The organism is Streptomyces sp. NPDC026206, assembly GCF_040638465.1.
GTDB lineage: Bacteria > Actinomycetota > Actinomycetes > Streptomycetales > Streptomycetaceae > Streptomyces.
The window spans coordinates 95,720-112,239 of the sequence record NZ_JBEZYL010000014.1; the positions used below are offsets into that span (position 1 = coordinate 95,720).

19 protein-coding genes and 2 pseudogenes are annotated in these 16,520 nt (G+C 69.4%); 12 read left to right on the forward strand and 9 right to left on the reverse strand.

The features are described 5' to 3' along the window. Positions 1-6: 6 nt before the first annotated feature. On the reverse strand, positions 7-741 hold the full coding sequence (locus tag AB0F13_RS20200; RefSeq protein WP_362083791.1) for an MBL fold metallo-hydrolase: 735 nt from the start codon (positions 739-741) through the stop codon (positions 7-9). A 202-nt stretch (positions 742-943) separates the two neighbouring features. Between AB0F13_RS20200 and hrcA the strand changes: the two genes are divergently transcribed. From hrcA to AB0F13_RS20220, 4 genes are all read left to right on the forward strand, one after another. Next, complete coding sequence (gene hrcA / locus AB0F13_RS20205; RefSeq protein ID WP_362083794.1) at positions 944-1,960, forward strand: heat-inducible transcriptional repressor HrcA; 1,017 nt, start codon at positions 944-946, stop codon at positions 1,958-1,960. Continuing rightward, on the forward strand, positions 1,961-3,100 hold the full coding sequence (gene dnaJ / locus AB0F13_RS20210; RefSeq protein WP_362083797.1) for a molecular chaperone DnaJ: 1,140 nt from the start codon (positions 1,961-1,963) through the stop codon (positions 3,098-3,100). A gap of 100 nt (positions 3,101-3,200) precedes the next feature. Beyond that, entirely contained in the window at positions 3,201-4,259 is a 1,059-nt protein-coding gene (locus AB0F13_RS20215) for a nitronate monooxygenase (RefSeq protein WP_362083800.1), read from the forward strand. Positions 4,260-4,323: 64 nt separating this feature from the next. Next, positions 4,324-5,073: a 16S rRNA (uracil(1498)-N(3))-methyltransferase gene (locus AB0F13_RS20220; RefSeq protein WP_362083803.1), complete on the forward strand. Its 750-nt coding sequence runs from the start codon at positions 4,324-4,326 to the stop codon at positions 5,071-5,073. Positions 5,074-5,174: 101 nt separating this feature from the next. Here the strand turns inward: AB0F13_RS20220 and AB0F13_RS20225 are convergent. Then, positions 5,175-5,414 (reverse strand): annotated as a pseudogene (locus AB0F13_RS20225) (hypothetical protein); the annotation flags it as partial. Positions 5,415-5,446: 32 nt separating this feature from the next. Here AB0F13_RS20225 and AB0F13_RS20230 point away from each other — a divergent pair. The 4 genes and pseudogenes from AB0F13_RS20230 to AB0F13_RS20245 all read left to right on the forward strand — a co-directional run bounded on the left by AB0F13_RS20230 (position 5,447) and on the right by AB0F13_RS20245 (position 7,114). After that, on the forward strand, positions 5,447-5,932 hold the full coding sequence (locus AB0F13_RS20230) for a hypothetical protein (protein ID WP_362083806.1): 486 nt from the start codon (positions 5,447-5,449) through the stop codon (positions 5,930-5,932). A gap of 45 nt (positions 5,933-5,977) precedes the next feature. After that, positions 5,978-6,454, forward strand: a complete 477-nt coding sequence (locus AB0F13_RS20235; RefSeq protein ID WP_362083809.1) for a GNAT family N-acetyltransferase — start codon at positions 5,978-5,980, stop codon at positions 6,452-6,454. 54 nt (positions 6,455-6,508) lie between these two features. Further along, positions 6,509-6,810, forward strand: a pseudogene (locus tag AB0F13_RS20240) (transposase); the annotation flags it as partial. A 52-nt stretch (positions 6,811-6,862) separates the two neighbouring features. Then, positions 6,863-7,114: a hypothetical protein gene (locus AB0F13_RS20245; protein ID WP_362084012.1), complete on the forward strand. Its 252-nt coding sequence runs from the start codon at positions 6,863-6,865 to the stop codon at positions 7,112-7,114. A gap of 291 nt (positions 7,115-7,405) precedes the next feature. Here the strand turns inward: AB0F13_RS20245 and AB0F13_RS20250 are convergent, their stop codons facing one another. The 5 genes from AB0F13_RS20250 to AB0F13_RS20270 all read right to left on the reverse strand — a co-directional run bounded on the left by AB0F13_RS20250 (position 7,406) and on the right by AB0F13_RS20270 (position 11,243). Next, a complete protein-coding gene (locus AB0F13_RS20250) occupies positions 7,406-7,993 on the reverse strand; it encodes a hypothetical protein (protein ID WP_362083812.1) in 588 nt (195 codons plus the stop codon). A gap of 825 nt (positions 7,994-8,818) precedes the next feature. Next, positions 8,819-9,622, reverse strand: a complete 804-nt coding sequence (locus AB0F13_RS20255) for a hypothetical protein (protein WP_362083815.1) — start codon at positions 9,620-9,622, stop codon at positions 8,819-8,821. Between the two features lie 168 nt (positions 9,623-9,790). Further along, a complete protein-coding gene (locus tag AB0F13_RS20260; RefSeq protein WP_362083818.1) occupies positions 9,791-9,997 on the reverse strand; it encodes a DUF397 domain-containing protein in 207 nt (68 codons plus the stop codon). A 179-nt stretch (positions 9,998-10,176) separates the two neighbouring features. After that, on the reverse strand, positions 10,177-10,368 hold the full coding sequence (locus tag AB0F13_RS20265) for a DUF397 domain-containing protein (RefSeq protein WP_362083821.1): 192 nt from the start codon (positions 10,366-10,368) through the stop codon (positions 10,177-10,179). After that, entirely contained in the window at positions 10,368-11,243 is an 876-nt protein-coding gene (locus tag AB0F13_RS20270; protein ID WP_362083824.1) for a helix-turn-helix transcriptional regulator, read from the reverse strand. The genes AB0F13_RS20265 and AB0F13_RS20270 overlap by 1 nt, the downstream gene beginning before the upstream one ends. A gap of 157 nt (positions 11,244-11,400) precedes the next feature. Here AB0F13_RS20270 and AB0F13_RS20275 point away from each other — a divergent pair, with 157 nt between their 5' ends. Genes AB0F13_RS20275 through AB0F13_RS20290 form a run of 4 tightly spaced genes read left to right on the forward strand, consistent with a single transcriptional unit; the run spans position 11,401 to position 13,080 of the window. Beyond that, positions 11,401-11,757: a hypothetical protein gene (locus AB0F13_RS20275; protein ID WP_362083827.1), complete on the forward strand. Its 357-nt coding sequence runs from the start codon at positions 11,401-11,403 to the stop codon at positions 11,755-11,757. Next, positions 11,754-12,125: a DUF6255 family natural product biosynthesis protein gene (locus tag AB0F13_RS20280; protein WP_362083830.1), complete on the forward strand. Its 372-nt coding sequence runs from the start codon at positions 11,754-11,756 to the stop codon at positions 12,123-12,125. The genes AB0F13_RS20275 and AB0F13_RS20280 overlap by 4 nt, the downstream gene beginning before the upstream one ends. Next, entirely contained in the window at positions 12,037-12,423 is a 387-nt protein-coding gene (locus AB0F13_RS20285; protein ID WP_362083833.1) for a deoxyxylulose-5-phosphate synthase, read from the forward strand. Before AB0F13_RS20280 ends, AB0F13_RS20285 begins: the two co-directional genes overlap by 89 nt. 57 nt (positions 12,424-12,480) lie before the next feature. Further along, positions 12,481-13,080, forward strand: a complete 600-nt coding sequence (locus AB0F13_RS20290; protein ID WP_362083836.1) for a hypothetical protein — start codon at positions 12,481-12,483, stop codon at positions 13,078-13,080. 75 nt (positions 13,081-13,155) lie between these two features. Here the strand turns inward: AB0F13_RS20290 and AB0F13_RS20295 are convergent, their stop codons facing one another. After that, on the reverse strand, positions 13,156-13,884 hold the full coding sequence (locus AB0F13_RS20295; protein ID WP_362083839.1) for an amino acid racemase: 729 nt from the start codon (positions 13,882-13,884) through the stop codon (positions 13,156-13,158). A 166-nt stretch (positions 13,885-14,050) separates the two neighbouring features. Beyond that, the gene (locus AB0F13_RS20300; protein WP_362083842.1) at positions 14,051-16,489 is read right to left on the reverse strand and encodes a galactose oxidase early set domain-containing protein; all 2,439 of its coding nucleotides are present in this window, start codon (positions 16,487-16,489) and stop codon (positions 14,051-14,053) included. Positions 16,490-16,520: the final 31 nt, after the last annotated feature.

Below are 16,520 nucleotides of genomic sequence, written 5' to 3' on the forward strand. Positions count from 1 at the left end.
GGCGGCTCACGACACGCCGAAGCGCCCCGCCAGCACGTCGCGTTGCCCGCGCACGAAGCCGGCATCCACCACGGCGCCGTGCCCCGGCACGTACACCGCGTCGTCGCCCCCCAGCGCGAGCAGCCGGTCCAGCGCCGCCGGCCAGGCGTGCGGCAGGGCGTCCGGTCCGGCCTGCGGTTCGCCGGACTCCTCGACCAGGTCGCCGCAGAAGACGACCTCGGTCCTGCCGTCCACCAGCACCGCGAGATCGTGCGCCGTGTGGCCCGGTCCGACGTTGGCGAGCAGCACCCGCCGCCCGTCGCCCAGGTCGACCGTCAGCTCGCCGGAGACCGGGTGGTGGGGCGGTACGAGCAGCTCCACGGCCTCGGCGGCGACGTCGGGGTCCACTCCGTGCCGCACCGCGTCCGCGCGCAGCTCGTCGCGCTCGCGCAGCAGCAGCTCGGCGGCGCCCACCGCCCCGTAGACCTGCACGCCGGCGAAGGCGGCAGTGCCCAGCACATGATCGAAATGGGGGTGGGTCAGTGCGATGTGCGTCACGGGCAGCCCGAAGAGTTCCTGCACCTCGCGCCGGATCTCCACCCCCTCGTGCAGGGAGGACCCCGTGTCGACGACGAGTACGCCCGTACCGCCCGCGATGGCGCCCACCGTCGCGTCCCAGCCCGGCAGCCTGCGGCGTACGACACCCGGCGCGAGCTGCTCCCAGTGCGCCCCCGCAGCGCGGGAATCCCCGTGAATCTCCATACCGTGACGCTAGCCGCAGAGCGGTACCGTTGCCTGCCCGGAGCCTCGCGCCGGGGACGGCCCTTGCCCTGGCCGTGGGGCCCGGCCGTACACTGGCTGGAGGGTTCTGGCACTCGTGACCTTTGAGTGCCAAGGGCGAAGGCCCTGCGGAACCCCGCAGGACCGTAGAGACGGCTGGATCACTGGACTGGAGGTGCGCGCGATGCTGAGCGAACGCAGGCTCGAGGTATTGCGCGCCATCGTTCAGGACTACGTGGGCACCGAGGAGCCCGTCGGCTCCAAGGCCCTCACCGAGCGGCACCGGCTGGGCGTCTCCCCGGCCACCGTGCGCAACGACATGGCCGCGCTGGAGGACGAGGGCTTCATCGCCCAGCCCCACACGAGCGCCGGCCGCATCCCGACCGACAAGGGTTACCGCCTCTTCGTCGACAAACTGGCGGGCGTCAAGCCCCTGTCGTCGCCGGAGCGGCGAGCCATCCAGAACTTCATGGACGGCGCCGTCGACCTGGACGATGTGGTGGCCCGCACGGTGCGGCTGCTGGCGCAGCTGACCCGTCAGGTCGCGGTGGTGCAGTACCCCTCACTGACCCGTTCGACCGTGCGCCACGTGGAGCTGCTCGCGCTGGCTCCGGCCCGCCTGATGCTCGTGCTGATCACGGACACCGGCCGGGTCGAGCAGCGCATGGTCGACTGCCCCGCGCCGTTCGGCGAGACCTCGCTGGCGGACCTGCGGGCGCGGCTGAACAGCCGGGTCGTGGGGCGGCGTTTCACGGATGTGCCGCAGTTGGTGCAGGACCTCCCCGACTCCTTCGAGCAGGACGACCGAGGAACCGTTTCCACGGTCCTCGCCACCCTGATGGAGACGCTGGTGGAGGAGACCGAGGAGCGGCTGATGATCGGCGGCACCGCCAATCTCACTCGTTTCGGTCATGACTTCCCGCTGACGATCCGGCCCGTGCTGGAGGCGTTGGAGGAGCAGGTCGTGCTGCTCAAGCTGCTCGGTGAGACCCAGGACTCGGGAGTGACCGTGCGCATCGGTCATGAGAACGCCCACGAGGGCCTGAGTTCCACATCGGTCGTCGCCGTCGGCTACGGTTCGGGCGACGAGGCCGTCGCCAAACTCGGCGTGGTCGGACCGACCCGCATGGACTACCCCGGAACGATGGGAGCGGTACGCGCAGTGGCACGTTACGTCGGACAGATCCTGGCGGAGTCGTAAGTGGCCACGGACTACTACGCGGTCCTCGGCGTACGGCGCGACGCCTCGCAGGACGAGATCAAGAAGGCCTTCCGCCGTCTCGCGCGCGAGCTGCACCCGGACGTCAATCCGGACCCGAAGACGCAGGAGCGGTTCAAGGAGATCAACGCCGCTTACGAGGTGCTCTCCGACCCCCAGAAGAAGCAGGTCTACGACCTCGGCGGCGACCCCCTGTCCTCCTCGGGCGGCGCGGGTGCGGGCGCCGGCGGCTTCGGCGCCGGCTTCGGCAACTTCTCCGACATCATGGACGCCTTCTTCGGCCAGGCCTCGCAGCGCGGTCCGCGCTCGCGCACGCGCCGCGGCCAGGACGCCATGATCCGGCTCGAAGTCTCCCTGAGCGAGGCGGCCTTCGGCACGACCAAGGAAATCCAGGTCGACACGGCCACCGTCTGCACGACGTGCAGCGGCGAGGGCGCGGCCCCCGGCACGTCCGCGCAGACCTGTGACATGTGCCGCGGCCGTGGCGAGGTCTCGCAGGTCACCCGGTCCTTCCTGGGTCAGGTCATGACCTCCCGCCCCTGCCCGCAGTGCCAGGGCTTCGGCACCGTGGTGCCGACCCCGTGCCCGGAGTGCGCCGGCGACGGCCGCGTACGGTCGCGGCGGACCCTGACCGTCAAGATCCCCGCCGGTGTCGACAACGGCACCCGCATCCAGCTCGCGGGCGAGGGCGAGGTCGGCCCCGGCGGCGGCCCCGCCGGCGACCTCTACGTGGAGATCCACGAGACCCCGCACCAGGTCTTCCAGCGCCGCGGCGACGACCTGCACTGCACGGTCACCATCCCGATGACGGCCGCAGCGCTCGGCACGAAGGTGCCGCTGGAGACGCTGGACGGCGTCGAGGAGATCGACATCCGGCCGGGCACGCAGTCCGGCCAGTCGGTCCCGCTGCACCAGCGCGGCGTCACCCACCTGCGCGGCGGCGGCCGTGGCGACCTCATCGTGCACGTCGAGGTGACCACGCCGGCCAAGCTGGACCCGCAGCAGGAGGAACTGCTGCGCCAGCTGGCGAAGCTGCGCGGCGAGGAGCGCCCGCTGGGTGAGTTCAAGCCGGGGCAGCAGGGGCTGTTCTCGCGGTTGAAGGACGCGTTCAACGGGCGGTAGGCGCCTGGCCGGCGGCCCGGAATTCCCCGGGCCGCCCGGCGTTCGGGCACGTGTGTCCCGGCGGACCGGTGGCCCGGTGCGCTTGTGACACGATGTGGTCATGGCTCCGTTCACCGGACTGTTCGAGCACCCGATCGTGCAGGCACCCATGGCGGGCGGCGGCTCCTGCCCGTCGCTGGCCGCGGCCGTCTCCGAGGCCGGAGGCCTGGGCTTCCTCGCCGCCGGGTACAAGACCCCGGCGGCCATGTACGAGGAGATCAAGCAGCTCCGTGCCCGTACGGCCCGGCCCTTCGGCGTGAACCTCTTCATGCCGCAGCCGCCCGCCGCCGACCCGGCCGCGGTCGAGGTCTACGCCGAGCAGCTCGCGGGCGAGGCCACCTGGTACCGGACCCCGCTGGGGGAGACGGACCAGCGGTGCGACGACGCGTACGACGCCAAGCTGGCCATCCTCCTCGACGATCCGGTGCCGGTCGTCTCCTTCACTTTCGGGTGCCCCGCCCGTACGGCGGTGGCCGCCCTGGCCAGGGCGGGGACGGTGACGGTCGTGACCGTGACGTCCGCCGCCGAGGCACAGGCCGCGGCGGAGGCGGGCGTGGACGCGGTCTGCGTGCAGGGCGTGGAGGCAGGCGGTCACCAGGGCACGTACCGCGACGATCCGCGCGCGGACGGCGCGGGCGTGGGCCTGCTGTCGCTGCTGGCCGAGGTCCGCGAGAGCGTACGGGTGCCGCTCGTCGCGGCGGGCGGGCTGATGCGCGGCGCCCAGATAGCCGCCGTCCTCGCCGCGGGCGCCTGCGCCGCACAGCTCGGTACGGCCTTCCTGCCCTGTCCGGAGTCCGGCGCGCACGCCCTGCACAAGCGGGCCCTGACCGACCCCCGCTACGTACGCACCGAACTGACCCGGGCTTTCACCGGGCGCCCGGCCAGGGGCCTGGTGAACCGTTTCATCAGAGAGCACGGCCCGTACGCCCCGGCCGCGTATCCCCAGATCCACCACCTGACCTCCGGCCTGCGCAAGGCGGCCGCCGCGGCGGGCGACCCGCAGGCCATGGCCCTGTGGGCCGGCCAGGGCCACCGCCTGGCGCGGGAACTGCCGGCGGCCGGGCTGGTGGCGCTGCTGGCCGCCGAACTGCACGCGGCACGCGGGTCCTTGAGCCACTGAAACACCGGGCTGGTCCGGTAGCCGCCGGGCCGCCGAGTCACTGAAGCGAGAGAGCGAGTACGTCATGACAGCGCCGGTCTTCCTGGTCGAGGAGGGCGCCCTCACGGGCGTCTTCCCCGGCACCGTCTTCCCCCTGGACGGACCCGAGGGCCGGCACGCCGTCTCGGTGCGCCGGCTGCGCGTGGGCGAGGAGATCGTCCTGGCGGACGGCGAGGGCACGGGAGTCCACGGCACCGTGACCGCCGTCGAGGGCAAGGACCACCTCGACGTCACGGTCACCTCCGTGCGCTCCGAGCCCGTCCCGCAGCCCCGCATCACGGTCGTGCAGGCCCTGCCGAAGGGCGACCGCGGCGAGCTCGCCGTCGAGACGATGACCGAGACCGGCGTGGACGCCGTCGTGCCCTGGGCGGCCTCCCGCTGCGTCACCCAGTGGAAGGGCGACCGCGGCCTGAAGTCCCTGGGCAAGTGGCGCGCGACCGCCCGCGAAGCGGGCAAGCAGTCCCGCCGCCTCCGCTTCCCGTCCGTGGCGGACCTCATGACGACCAGGCAGGTCGCGGACCTGCTGGCGGACGCCGCGTTCGCCGCGGTCCTGCACGAGGAGGGCAGCACGCCCCTGGCCACGGCCGCGCTGCCGCCCACGGGCGACATCGTCCTGGTGGTGGGCCCCGAGGGCGGCGTCTCGCCGGAGGAGCTCGCCGCCTTCGCGGAGGCGGGCGCCCACCCGTACCGCCTGGGCCCGAGCGTCCTGCGCACCTCCACGGCGGGCACGGCCGCAGCCGCCCTGCTGCTGGGACGCACGGGCCGCTGGGGCTGAACGCGTGGTCGAGCTGGGGCCGACGGACCTGGAGCCGTGGCGGTCTTCGCCGACGACCAGTTGCGGCGCAGACTGACCGGCTTGCGCCGGCGGTACCCGCAGAGTTGCCGGTCCGCGTGCTGCGCGATCAGCCATGCGCTCCGCGCGGCGGCCTCGCCGACCAGGCCGGCGGTCGGCCAGCCGTGTTCGTCCATGATCTGCTTGAGCCGGTCACCGTGGCAGGTGGTGAGGCGCCGCCATGTCAACCGGTCTTCAGGGTCCGCACTGTTGGCGCCCGACGACGTACGCTGGTCCGAAGATCGTCCGGAAGGGCGGTGACAGGGGCGGCTCTGTGCGGCGATACTGGATCTACGCCCAGGAGGACCGGACAGGTATGGACGCCGAAACCGTCGTAGCGATATGCGCTGTTGTGATCGCCGTCGCTTCCCTCGTCGTCTCGGTCTACGAGGCCCGCGCCATGCGGCAGCACAACCGCAACTCCGTCCGCCCGATACTCCAGTTGCACCGGGGCTTTCCCCCGGGCGGCAGAGCAGGGCTACGGCTCATCAACTCCGGGCTCGGACCGGCGGTCGTCGTCGGCACCACGCTCACCGTCGACGGTGAGGCGATCGGTTCATGGAACGAGCCCGATGTCGACAGCTTGCGCGAGCGCCTGGCCGTGCGCCCTTCGGCCGTGACCTTCAATGACCGAGAGGTCGTCGCCAACGGCTATGAGCAGTACCTGCTGAGTGTCACGGGCTACGACCCGCAGAGCCATGCCGAACTCGAAGACCTGATCAATCGGCGGCTCACCCTCGAAATCCGGTACGAGTCCCTGTACGGCGGAGAGGGCTACCGGGTCGTTCTTCTTCCCAGTTGAGATTTCAGTGGCGCCTGCGACATCCCGTTGCGCATACTGCGGCCCATGACTGCCGAGGAGAAGCCCGTCCTGCCCATGGCCGTCGGCGAAAGCGACGCCGGGCTCACCGACCGGCTGGAGCGCGAACTCGACGCCTTCAACGATGCGGCCACCGGTGGCGTCGAGCACGGCGAACTGTCGGTGAAGGTCACCGACGAGGACGGTCAGCTGATCGGCGGCCTGACGGCGTGGACCTGGGGCGGCCTGTGCGGCATCGAACTGCTGTGGGTCCGGGAATCCAGCCGCGGTGACGGCTGGGGTGCGCGTCTGCTGCGGGCCGCCGAGGCGGAGGCGGTGCGGCGCGGGTGCGACCGCGTGACGGTCTCCTCCTACACGTTCCAGGCGCCGGGATTCTACGAGCGCCAGGGGTACGCGGAGGTCGGCCGCGTACCGGGCATGCCGGGTGGGCACGCGGACGTCTACCTGTACAAGGTGTTGGCAGGAGACTCCGGCTCCACCCGTGACCTGCCGGACAGTCCTTAGTAGGGCTTCGTTAGGTTGGTTGCCGGGTGCTTGTCTGGCCAGCATGTTGGTGGGATGGATGCCGGAGAGGTCGCGCAATTCCGGGAGGAGTTGGCCGAGTTCGTTGATGAGATGTTCGTGTCGGTTCCCCGCAGGGACCAGCGCGGGTGGGGTGAGTGTTATCTGCGGGGCCTGATGCTCGAGGGCCGGCGCAAGTCCGTCCAGCCGATGGCCGGGCGGCTGCCGGACGCCAACATGCAGGCGCTGCAGCAGTTCATCAGCCAGTCCCCGTGGGACCACATCCCGGTGCTGGGGGCGATCGCAACGAAGATGACCGGGGTGATCAGCCGCAGGCATGGGTGCTTGACGACCGCAGTGTGGTCGCCAGGCTGAACGCCGCCGACGCGATCGGACTGGTCACGAGCCTGCGTGGACGCCTCCCCACATCCGCGCGAAAAAGGGGGCAAGGCCACCGGTCCCTCGCCGGTCGCCCGAGGGAAGACGGGCGGTAAGTCACCTGATCTGCGACGGAACGGCACCTCGTTCAAGGTCGCCATCCCCGCAGCTGACGTCAACGACGTCACGCAGATCCTGGCCCTGGTCGACGGCATCCTGCCCGTTGCCGGCAAGCCGATCGTCCCGAAATCGACCCGACACCCTGCTCGGCGACAAGGGCTATGAAAGCAACCCCAAACGCCGGGAACTGCGCAAGCACCACATTCTGCCTGTCATTTCCCGCAAGGGCGCCCCTAACATCGAGGGCCTGGGAAGGCTCCGCTACCTCGCCGAGTAGCCTTCAGTCTCCTCCACCAGTTCAAACGCCTCGCCGTCCGCTGGGAACGACGCCTCGACCACGACGTCCTCGTCTCCCGCGCTGCGGCCTCATCTGCTGGAGACGACTCAAGAACCACACATCATGACGCCTTACGAGCTGTTACTTCATGTGGTGAGCAGAGAAAATACGGCCGCCGGTCAGGCAGTGCGTAGGCGCCGCCGGGCGTAGGCGACCGTGACGATGGCGACCAGTGGCCCCCACAGGAGGAGCGGCACGTAGCAGGCATTCATGACCCAGGCGGCCACGCCCTGGGGACCATCGGAGCCGCCCGCGTCGGCGGGCAGGCCGCCCGAGAACATTGGCAACGTGATCGCCGTCGCTGCGAGTGCCCCCAGCACCGCCGGAACGACCGCAGCCCACACCGGGATGCGCCTGCCGCCCAGGAAGGGGATCCAGCGCGGCATCCTCTCGCCCCACGGCCTGACCAGGCCGATCGTCAAGAAAGCGAGCGCCTCGGTGACGAGGGTCAGCAGGGTGATGTACGAGGAGGTCTCCAGGCCGGGTTGCCAGTCCTCCGCCAGTTGCCCGCTCCAGCCGACGGGTATTCCCACGGCCATGGCCATCCGCCACAGCCCCGACGGCAACACCGCGAGCGGCACAGCACGCGCCGTCAAGTCCAACCAGCGTGGCACGGAAAGGGAAACGGCATGCCCGGCGGTGCCGGTGTTGGCGCCGGCGTTCGTATTGGCGTTCGCGTCGGCGGGCAGCATCTTCGCTGGGTCCATGACCATCTCCTGAGGGCGTGGGGCGATACCTCAAGACTCACAGGGCGCCCCACGGCTCACATCCCCCCGCAGAACCGTCGCAGTCATCCCTCCGGCTGAGCCGTCGTCCACCTCGGGGCGGACGGGGCAACCGGGACGGCATCGGTCATTGGATTAGGACGCTGGATGTCAACACGTCTCATAGCGATCGATTTCGTGGACTAGGATCTACGGCAACATCGCGTGCCGGTCACCGACTGGTTGAGGCATGGAGGTGTCGGGAGATGCTTTCCGGAGGCACTCCTTGTCAGTTGAGTTGAACCACAATGGGCCACCTCCTTGAACTCATCACCGTGCCGTACGGCGGCTGGCCCTCGTAAGCACATGTGCTGAGGGCCGCACCCAGACGCGGAGTGCGTCCCTCAGCCGCTGCTTGCGCCCGATGAGACTCCCGCGATCGCCTGCCCTGCCGCACTGCGGCGCCCCAGGTCTCACAGGAACGCGGCGCACTGCCGCCCCGGACGCTCCGGCGACGGGCGTCCGTAGCGGCCACCCGGTCCCGGCGGGCGGCGCGTTCGGGTCAGGGCCTGTGGTGACCTTGTATGAGCAGAGCGATCCTGGACCTGAGCCAGCGGAACAACTCCTGGCCCGGGGTCGTGGCGGCTGACTGGAGCACTTTGGTGATGTAGGCATCCGTGGATTCCTTGCCGTCCATCCAGCGATGCCCTGATGCGATGATCGCCGATACACGCTCAGGCATGAAGGCCCCCAACCTGTCTCTGTCGATGCGCATCGACTCTAGTGAGCCGTGAGCGGCCTCGCTCGGTTTGTAGCATCTTCACTGTTTTACCCGCTGCCCGGGCTGCCGTCACCTGATTGCGCACCATCCGGCCGCGACGGGGAAAGCGGAATATTCACCGCTGTTTGATCCCGCAGAGCGCTTGAGACACCGAACAAGGATGCGAAAACCCATACGTACGTTTCGGGTACCTTGGCCCTGGAGAGATCGCCGGGGTTCGGGGCGTCGACAATGAGGACGCCCTGGACCTCGTCCCCCGCCCATGCCCCGTGAGCGATGATGGATTTATAGCCGCTCCCCAGGGTGAACGTCAATTTCGCATCGGGTTTCAGGATATTCTTGGAATATACCGGACTCTTCTGCTCCATTGCGTGCTTGAGTTCGCGAAATTCTTTGGAGCCGTTCCGGATTTCGACGGGTGTGCCATTCGGCCCGCCCGAGCACACCTCCCGCTCGAGGCGCTCGTTCTCCCTGTCGTACGAGTAGAACGAGCATCGCGCACCGGCGCTCAGGCTCTCCGCCAGGATCGGGGCCAGGCGTTCCTGGATCTTCCCCGCCTTGGTGGCCGCCTCGGAGGGCTTGGTGATGCCTTCGCCGATGTAATCGATGATCGGCGCCAGGAGAGCCTCCCGACGGGCTCTTTCCTGGATGCGCGACTGCTGGTGCAGCCAGAACCCGCAGAGCGGCGGGACCGACGCCAGGGTGGCGGCCAGGATGATCAGGGCGACCTTCGCCGCACCGTGTGCGTCCTTGGCTGTCCAACCGGTGATCAAGCCCATGCCAGGGGGCAGGACGGTGAATATAAAGATGAGCACGTCCTGCTTTTTGGGGCTGCTCTTGAAGTCGGGCATCGCACCTTCTTCGGGGGTTTTCGATTATCCCTGGATAGCATTTGTGCCTCAGCGGCACACGCTATCCCGAACCCCTTCGATGTCCGACCGTCGCTGCACTCTCGTTGTGACGTGAAGGCCAGAGCTTGCAGCGATTTGGGGGCGCGTTTTTTGCTTCGCGCGCCCCGTTCAGGGGGCCAGCGCCCCTGCCCGGTCGAAGTGGCCGGTTTTGGTGCCGGATATGAGGGGGTGCAATCTCTGGCGGGTGATGACGAGCACGGTCTCGGGGGTGTCGCTTTCACGGAGGTGGATCTTTCCGCTCGGGGAAGCGGCGAGGTATAGGCAAGACGATGCTTCCTCGCTGTACGAGGACTTCTGCCAGTGCGACTGGGGCATATCACGGCCTTTCAGCGGATTTTGCAATGCGATGCATCAGATCGCGCGAGTAGCCTTCGCTGAGCGCGATGTTCTCCATGCGGTCCCGAATCAGGCGGTGTCTCTCCAGGCTGCTGCTGTGTCCACGAGTTGTCTGCCGTGAACGGCGTCAAGGTGAACGCTGTCGAGCTGGGCCGCCCTTACAGCTCACCTCTTCTGACCGCCTGCTCGAACCCGAGATAGTCGCTGGGACGGAACCGGAGTATGGGGCCCTCGGGCTCCTTCGAGTCGCGTATGGCCACGGCACCGGGGTCGGCTTGCACGGCGACTTCCACGCAGTTGTCGCCACCTGAGCTGTAGCTGCTCTTCTTGAAGTTGAGATCGGTCCTCATCAGTGCACCTCTTCGATCAGTCTGCTGATGAACCGGCGGGATCCGTCCACGTCCAAGGCTTGCGCCCGCAAGCTGCTGTAGGCGCGGGCATAACGTCCCACGTGGGCGTCCTCTTCGAGGTAGATGGAGGTCGTCAGTGGCTCCACCGCGACGATGGGCTCTCCTGCTTCGAACCGGAACATGGTGTAGGAGCCGTCGAGGCCAGTGTGCGCGCCGGCGTTGAACGAGAGAACCTGTAGCTCGACGTTCGGTTTCTCGGACGCCTCAAGTAGGTACGTGAGCTGCTGGCGGTGCACCCCCGGGCCGCCGATCTCGCGTCTCAGGCACGCCTCGTCGAGTACGCAGCACATCCACAGTGGGTCTCGTACGGGCTCTTCGTGCGGCGGGGGCGGAGCGAGGATTCGCTGACGTTTCATGCGGAGTTCGGTGAATGTCCGCACCTCGCGCGCAGTGCTCCACTTGCTGCTGCCCTCGATGACCGCGTGTGCGTAATCCACCGTCTGAAGCAACCCCGGAATGACCTGCGCGGCGTAGACATCGGCCCGAGTGGCGATCTCTTCCAGCTCGATGAAGTCGGCGAACGAGGCGCGGATCGCGTCCCCGTACTGTGCGAAGAGGTTTCGTTGCCGACTGGCGGCAGCAAATTTCGCGATCTTCCGGGTCTCCGCCATGTGCGCCGGGTCGTCGACCCCGTAGGCGGCGAAGAATTTGTCCAGGTCGGGCCGCTGCTTGCCGTGCTCGATCTTGCTCAACGTCGGTGCACCGGAAAGCCCGAGCAGCTTGGCGGCATCCGCGAGGCTGAGTCCTGCTCTCACCCGCATGGTCTTCACGATGGTCCCGAGACGTCGGCGCATCAACGTAGGCGTGTCGGACACGCGATCACCTCCTCTGCGCGTGACTCTACCGATCTCAACTGCCCAGGCATATGCCAAAGTTCACCCCCGCGGGGAAACTTTGATGAGAAAGGTTGCGACCCCATGTTGGGGAGGTTCATGGTTGGCGCAGGTTGAGGCTATGGGAAGGAGCCGAGCTATGACGTACAGGCCAGGCGCGTATGTGGTGGACACGCGCGAGAACCGGCTTGCGCAGGTGATTGGGAGCACTGGTGTGCGCGTGCAGGTTCAGCACCCCGGCGGGGGCCTGAAGTGGGAGGTCCCGGATACCGCATTGCGGTTGGCCACCCGCGAGGAGCGCGAGGCGGCGGGACTACGCAACAGTGCGACGCCCCTGTCACCCGTGGGCTGCCGCGAGTGCGCCACTCTCGAAGCCGCCCGGCGACAAGCCGTGGCCACCGGAGGCAAGGCCGAGTCCGAGAACGCCACGATCGCCGTGCGGAGTCACTTCCGGGACACGCATCTGCTGCCGCGGCGGCGGGGTGCGGCCCGGTGAGGGGCCGCGTTGCGAGCCGTTGCCCGCACCACGCGGGGTGGACGCACACGGGCGGCGGCGAGGCGCGCTGCGATACGTGCGGCACCCGGCGGTTCTCCGACTACGGGGCGCTGCGGCCGTCGGGGTTGCCGCACCCGCTGACACCGAGCGGTGCGGCGCGGCGTGCGGCGGACCGGGCGGCGGCCCGGCGGGTGGGGGAGGCCATGCGCGGGGGCACCCGGTGCGCGCGCGGGAGGAAATCGGTCGAGTCCCAGCCCCGCCTCCGCCTAGCCTGGCCGCATGGCCCACGCGAAGACCTCGTACGTCTGCCTGCCCTGCAGGGCCTCGTACAAGCAGCCCCACCCCGCACCTCACGACCGCGGCCGTGAGCGGATCTGCCCGCGCTGCGCCGAGCCGCTGATCCACGTCGGCTCCGCCTTCGCCGCCCCGCGCCGGCGCGACGTCGCCGCCTGGCGGACGCTGTCCGTGCTGCTGCACGCGGGCGTGCGGTTCCACAAGGACTGCTGCGGCGGTGGCCCCGGCTACCGGCCGCGCACGCTCAGGGAGGTACGGGAGCGGATGGCGTACGCCCGGGCCACGGGGGAGCCGTTCGACAAGGCGCTGGTGCGGCATGTGGTGCAGGAGCGGCCGGAACGCGTCTGTCCCCCCGCTGGCGCGCGCCCTTAATGTCAGGCACGCCGACGGGGGGTCCCTCGCCTTGGCCTGGTCTGATGGGGAGCGGACATGGGCTTTCTGAGAGCTTCCGAAGAATCACCTGGGCAGGACGGCCCCGGACCCTCGGGGCGGCGGGTCTTCCTGACCAGGGCGCTCGGCGCGACGGCGGGGATGGTCGTCGTCGCGGTGGGCTCCGACGCGCACGCCGCACCCGCCTCGGACCGGGACGCCGCACGAGTGGCCGGGCAGCGGAACTGGCGCTTCTGCACGAAGTGCTACGGCATGTTTTATTACGGCTACCCGCAGAACGGAGTCTGCCCGGCCGGGGGTTCCCACAGTCAAGCGGGCTACGACTTCGACATCCCGCACGACGTGGGCGAGTCCCCGAACGCCCAGGGGAACTGGCGCTTCTGCGACAAGTGCTACGGCATGTTCTTCTTCGGCTATCCGAGCGGCGGCTGGTGCCCGACCGGCGGTTCGCACAGCGCGGCCGGGTACAACTTCGTCCTGCCGCACGAAGTGGTCGAGACCCCGAACGCCCAGGCCTACTGGCGCTTCTGCACCAAGTGCTTCGGCCTGTTCTTCTGGGGCTACCCAGCTAAGGGTCGCTGCCCGGCGGGCAGCGAGCACAACGCGGCAGGGTTCAACTTCGTCATCCCGCATTGGTAGGGCCACGGCCCACCCCGGGAGGACCCGGCGAGGGACCCGGCGACGTGCGCCCGCCACCCCGGCCACAGCCCCGGCTCAGCCGCCGACCGGCCCCCCACGCCACGTCGGCGGCTCCGCGCGGCCTACGGCCACGTCGAACGCGGCGTGGGCCAGGAGGCGCGTCGAGTCGAGCGTGGGCAGAGGGGAGACCTCTGGGGTCACCAGGAGGGGGATCTCGGTGCAGACCAGGGCGACCGCATCGCAGCCGCGGCCGGCCAGTTCGCCGATGATGCGCACGTACTCCTGGCGCGAGCGCTCGGAGAGGATGCCGTTGAGCAGCTCCTCGAAGATCACCTCGTTGACGATGCGGCGGTCGTCCGCGCCCGGGACCTCCGCCGCGATGCCACGGCGGGCGAGCGCCTCGCGGTAGACCGGGCCGTCCATCAAGTACCTCGTACCCAGCACCCCGACGCGCCCGCGGCCGTCGCGGGCGGCCTGGTCCGCGACGACCTCGGCGATGTGCAGGCCCGGCAGGGCGAGGCCGGGGCCGGGACGTTCGAGGGCCATGTGGGCGGTGTTGTCCGGGCAGACGAAGAAGTCCGCGCCCGCGGCGGCGAGCCGGTCGGCGCTCTCGGACAGCGTGGCGCGGATCGTGTCGTGCTCACCCGCGTCCCATGCGGGCATGCTGCGCGCCAGCGCGATGAAGTCGAGGGTGACGTCGGGGTTTTCGTGGGGGCCGAGCTCGGCGAAGCCCTGCCGGCAGAAGGTGCGGAAGCACAGCGCGGCCCCTTCCGCGCTGTGCGCGAGAATGCCCAGGTGTTTCACGGCGGCTCCAGTGATCCAGAGGAGGCGGTCGGGAAGCGCATGATCTCAAACGTAGGGTTTCGAACGCACCCTCTCACCAGGGAGACTCGGCTCCCATGGCTCCCATGACCCCCATGGCTCCCGTGCCCCGGGCGGGCCCGGGGCACGGAACATCAGGCCTCAGCTCTCAGTCACACGTACGGCCGTTCCTGTCCGGGTCCAGCTTCAGCGGGTCGTCCCTGCCGTTGAGCTTCAGCACCCCGTAGTCGTGGGACTTCAGCCACTGGCAGCGCCCCGCCGTCGTCGCCGGGACCGACTGCGGGAAGACGGTGGGCACGCACACGTTCTCCGCGCCGTAGTGGCGGTCACAGCCCGCGATCTTCGGGGAGACCGGCTGGGACTTGCGGGCCGGCTCGGGCACGGCGGCCTTCGCGTCGTGCTGCATCCCGCCCGCGAAGTCGTGCACCATCGGGGTGGCGAGGGCCTCCGGACCGCCCAGGTGGACCCAGGAGGCCACGGACGGCACGCCGTCGGCGTCCACGGCGAAGAGCATGTACCAGCCCGGCGGCGCCAGGTTCGGGTTGCTCGTGACGTTGAGGTCGATCGTGGTGCCGTCGGCGCCGACCGTCATGGGCAGGTCGACGAAGCGCTGGTTGGGGTCGGAGGAGTGGGTGACCGCCGCGGGCCGGATGAGCTCGGCCTTGACCACCGGACGGTCCACGGTCACGCGCTGCGTGCTCGCGTACTGCCATTTGTCGCTCGCCACCGATGTGATCTGCGGCCGCGGACCCTTGTAGAGGTACGGGGGCGTGTAGATGGAGACGTGGTCGTCGAACGTGCCGTTGCCCGGGTTGTCGCCGACCGCCATCACCCGGCCGTCGGGCAGCAGGAAGGCCGACGAGTGGTACGTGCGCGGGATGGGGTCCGTGGCCAGGCCCGACTGGAAGGAGTTGGTCTGCGGGTTGAAGAAGCTCGCCTCGAACACCGGGTCCGCGCGGTCGTGGAGGCCGCCGCCGGTCTCCAGGACCTTGCCGTCGGGCATCAGCACCGCCGAGACGTACATCTTGCCCTGCGCGCCCGTCTGCGGCTTGGGCCCCTGGCCCTGGTCGACCGTGCCCTGCGGGAGCAGTGGCGCGGGCACGTAGCGGGGGCTTGGCTGCTTGAGGTCGATGAGGTCGGTGAGACGGCTCGCCTCGGGGTTGGAGTTGACGTTGCCGCCGCCCATGGTCAGCACCCGCTGGTCCTGCGCGGGCGGCAGCAGCACGCTCATGGACTGGTCGCGGTGGTCCTTGTCCTGCAGCCCCGGCACGTCGGTGATCTTGTTGGCGTCGTAGTCGTAGACCGAGGCCCCCGTGCCCGGCGTGCCGTTGCCGAAGACGTGGCTGCCGGAGTAGAAGAGCCGGCCGTCCTGCATGAGGATCATGGACGGGTACAGACCCCAGTACGACCAGGTCTGGTTGACCTCGTTGCGCGGCAGCCACTTCTGCTGCGCCTGGGAGAACTTCTCAGCGGTGACGCTTCCCGTCGAGTCCTCCTTGAGGCCGCCGAAGCTGATGACGTCGCCGTTGCCGAGGAGGGTGGCCGAGGGGTACCAGTGGCCCTCGTTCATGTCGTTGGTCTTCATGTACTTCTCCGACGCCGGGTCGAAGATGTAGCTGTCCTTGAAGCCCTCGTAGCCGTGGCTGCCGTCGGCCGCCGGATAGGCCTTGTTGCCGCTCATGATCAGGACGCGGCCGTCGGAGAGCTGCACATGGCCGGCGCAGAACATGTCGGCCGGGGTCGGGACCGTCTTCGTCGAGCCGGTCTTCGGGTCGTAGACCGCGGAGGTGAAGGTGCCGGCCTTGAACATGGCCGGGTCGTTGCCGGAGCCGGCCACCAGCAGCACCTTGCCGTTGCGCAGGACGACCGAGTGCATGCTGCGGACCGGGTTCTTGAACGGCATGACCGCCCAGGTGCCCTTGGTGCAGGCGTCCCCGGCGGTGCAGCCCGCGCCGGCCGCGGGCACGGTGGCGTCCTCCATGTCGTAGTCGTCGGTGACGACCGTGCCCGTGCCGTGGACGGACACGCCCCAGCTGATCTGGTCGGTGCCGGGCGGGACCACGGGCGTACGGACGGAGGTCTGCGCGTACTGCGCGCTGACCGGCAGCGTCTTGAGGTCGGTCCAGTACTGCCAGCCGCTCTTCACGTCATGGCGGAAGACGGTGATGGTGGCGTCCGGAGTGGTGCTCTTGTACCAGAGGGAGAGGTCGTACTGGTGGGCCGGCGTCACGTTCGGCGCGCACGAGGTGTCCTCGGCCATCAGGGCCTTGCGGTCGCCGTCGACGCGCCGCGTGACGGAGACGGACAGTGCCCTGCTGCCGCTGTGCGCCTGGTCGGTCGTGGTGACGGTGAAGTCGTTGTCGCCCCAGCCGGACTTCTCCCAGCAGGTGGGCAGGGAGTCGGAGGACCGTACGGACTCGAAGCCGGGGTTGACGACCAGGTTCGACCCGGCTTCCGCCGGGCCGGGCGTGGCCAGCAGCAGTCCGAAGGACGCGCCGGACGCCAGGAGCAGGGCCGCGGCCGCGCGAGTGCGCCTGCTGCGTCTGCCCAGGCGGGTGCGTTGCGCTGCGGTGACTCTCAAAGCCATGCCATCACTTGTCCCTTCCTTTGTCCCTTCC

Bases quoted from the DNA above. Each gene is read 5' to 3' on its own strand.
- AB0F13_RS20200 (WP_362083791.1), bottom strand. From the start codon at position 741: ATGGAGATTCACGGGGATTCCCGCGCTGCGGGGGCGCACTGGGAGCAG.
- hrcA (WP_362083794.1), top strand. From the start codon at position 944: ATGCTGAGCGAACGCAGGCTCGAGGTATTGCGCGCCATCGTTCAGGAC.
- AB0F13_RS20215 (WP_362083800.1), top strand. From the start codon at position 3,201: ATGGCTCCGTTCACCGGACTGTTCGAGCACCCGATCGTGCAGGCACCC.
- AB0F13_RS20220 (WP_362083803.1), top strand. From the start codon at position 4,324: ATGACAGCGCCGGTCTTCCTGGTCGAGGAGGGCGCCCTCACGGGCGTC.
- AB0F13_RS20230 (WP_362083806.1), top strand. From the start codon at position 5,447: ATGGACGCCGAAACCGTCGTAGCGATATGCGCTGTTGTGATCGCCGTC.
- AB0F13_RS20235 (WP_362083809.1), top strand. From the start codon at position 5,978: ATGACTGCCGAGGAGAAGCCCGTCCTGCCCATGGCCGTCGGCGAAAGC.
- AB0F13_RS20250 (WP_362083812.1), bottom strand. From the start codon at position 7,993: ATGGACCCAGCGAAGATGCTGCCCGCCGACGCGAACGCCAATACGAAC.
- AB0F13_RS20255 (WP_362083815.1), bottom strand. From the start codon at position 9,622: ATGCCCGACTTCAAGAGCAGCCCCAAAAAGCAGGACGTGCTCATCTTT.
- AB0F13_RS20260 (WP_362083818.1), bottom strand. From the start codon at position 9,997: ATGCCCCAGTCGCACTGGCAGAAGTCCTCGTACAGCGAGGAAGCATCG.
- AB0F13_RS20265 (WP_362083821.1), bottom strand. From the start codon at position 10,368: ATGAGGACCGATCTCAACTTCAAGAAGAGCAGCTACAGCTCAGGTGGC.
- AB0F13_RS20275 (WP_362083827.1), top strand. From the start codon at position 11,401: ATGACGTACAGGCCAGGCGCGTATGTGGTGGACACGCGCGAGAACCGG.
- AB0F13_RS20285 (WP_362083833.1), top strand. From the start codon at position 12,037: ATGGCCCACGCGAAGACCTCGTACGTCTGCCTGCCCTGCAGGGCCTCG.
- AB0F13_RS20290 (WP_362083836.1), top strand. From the start codon at position 12,481: ATGGGCTTTCTGAGAGCTTCCGAAGAATCACCTGGGCAGGACGGCCCC.
- AB0F13_RS20300 (WP_362083842.1), bottom strand. From the start codon at position 16,489: ATGGCTTTGAGAGTCACCGCAGCGCAACGCACCCGCCTGGGCAGACGC.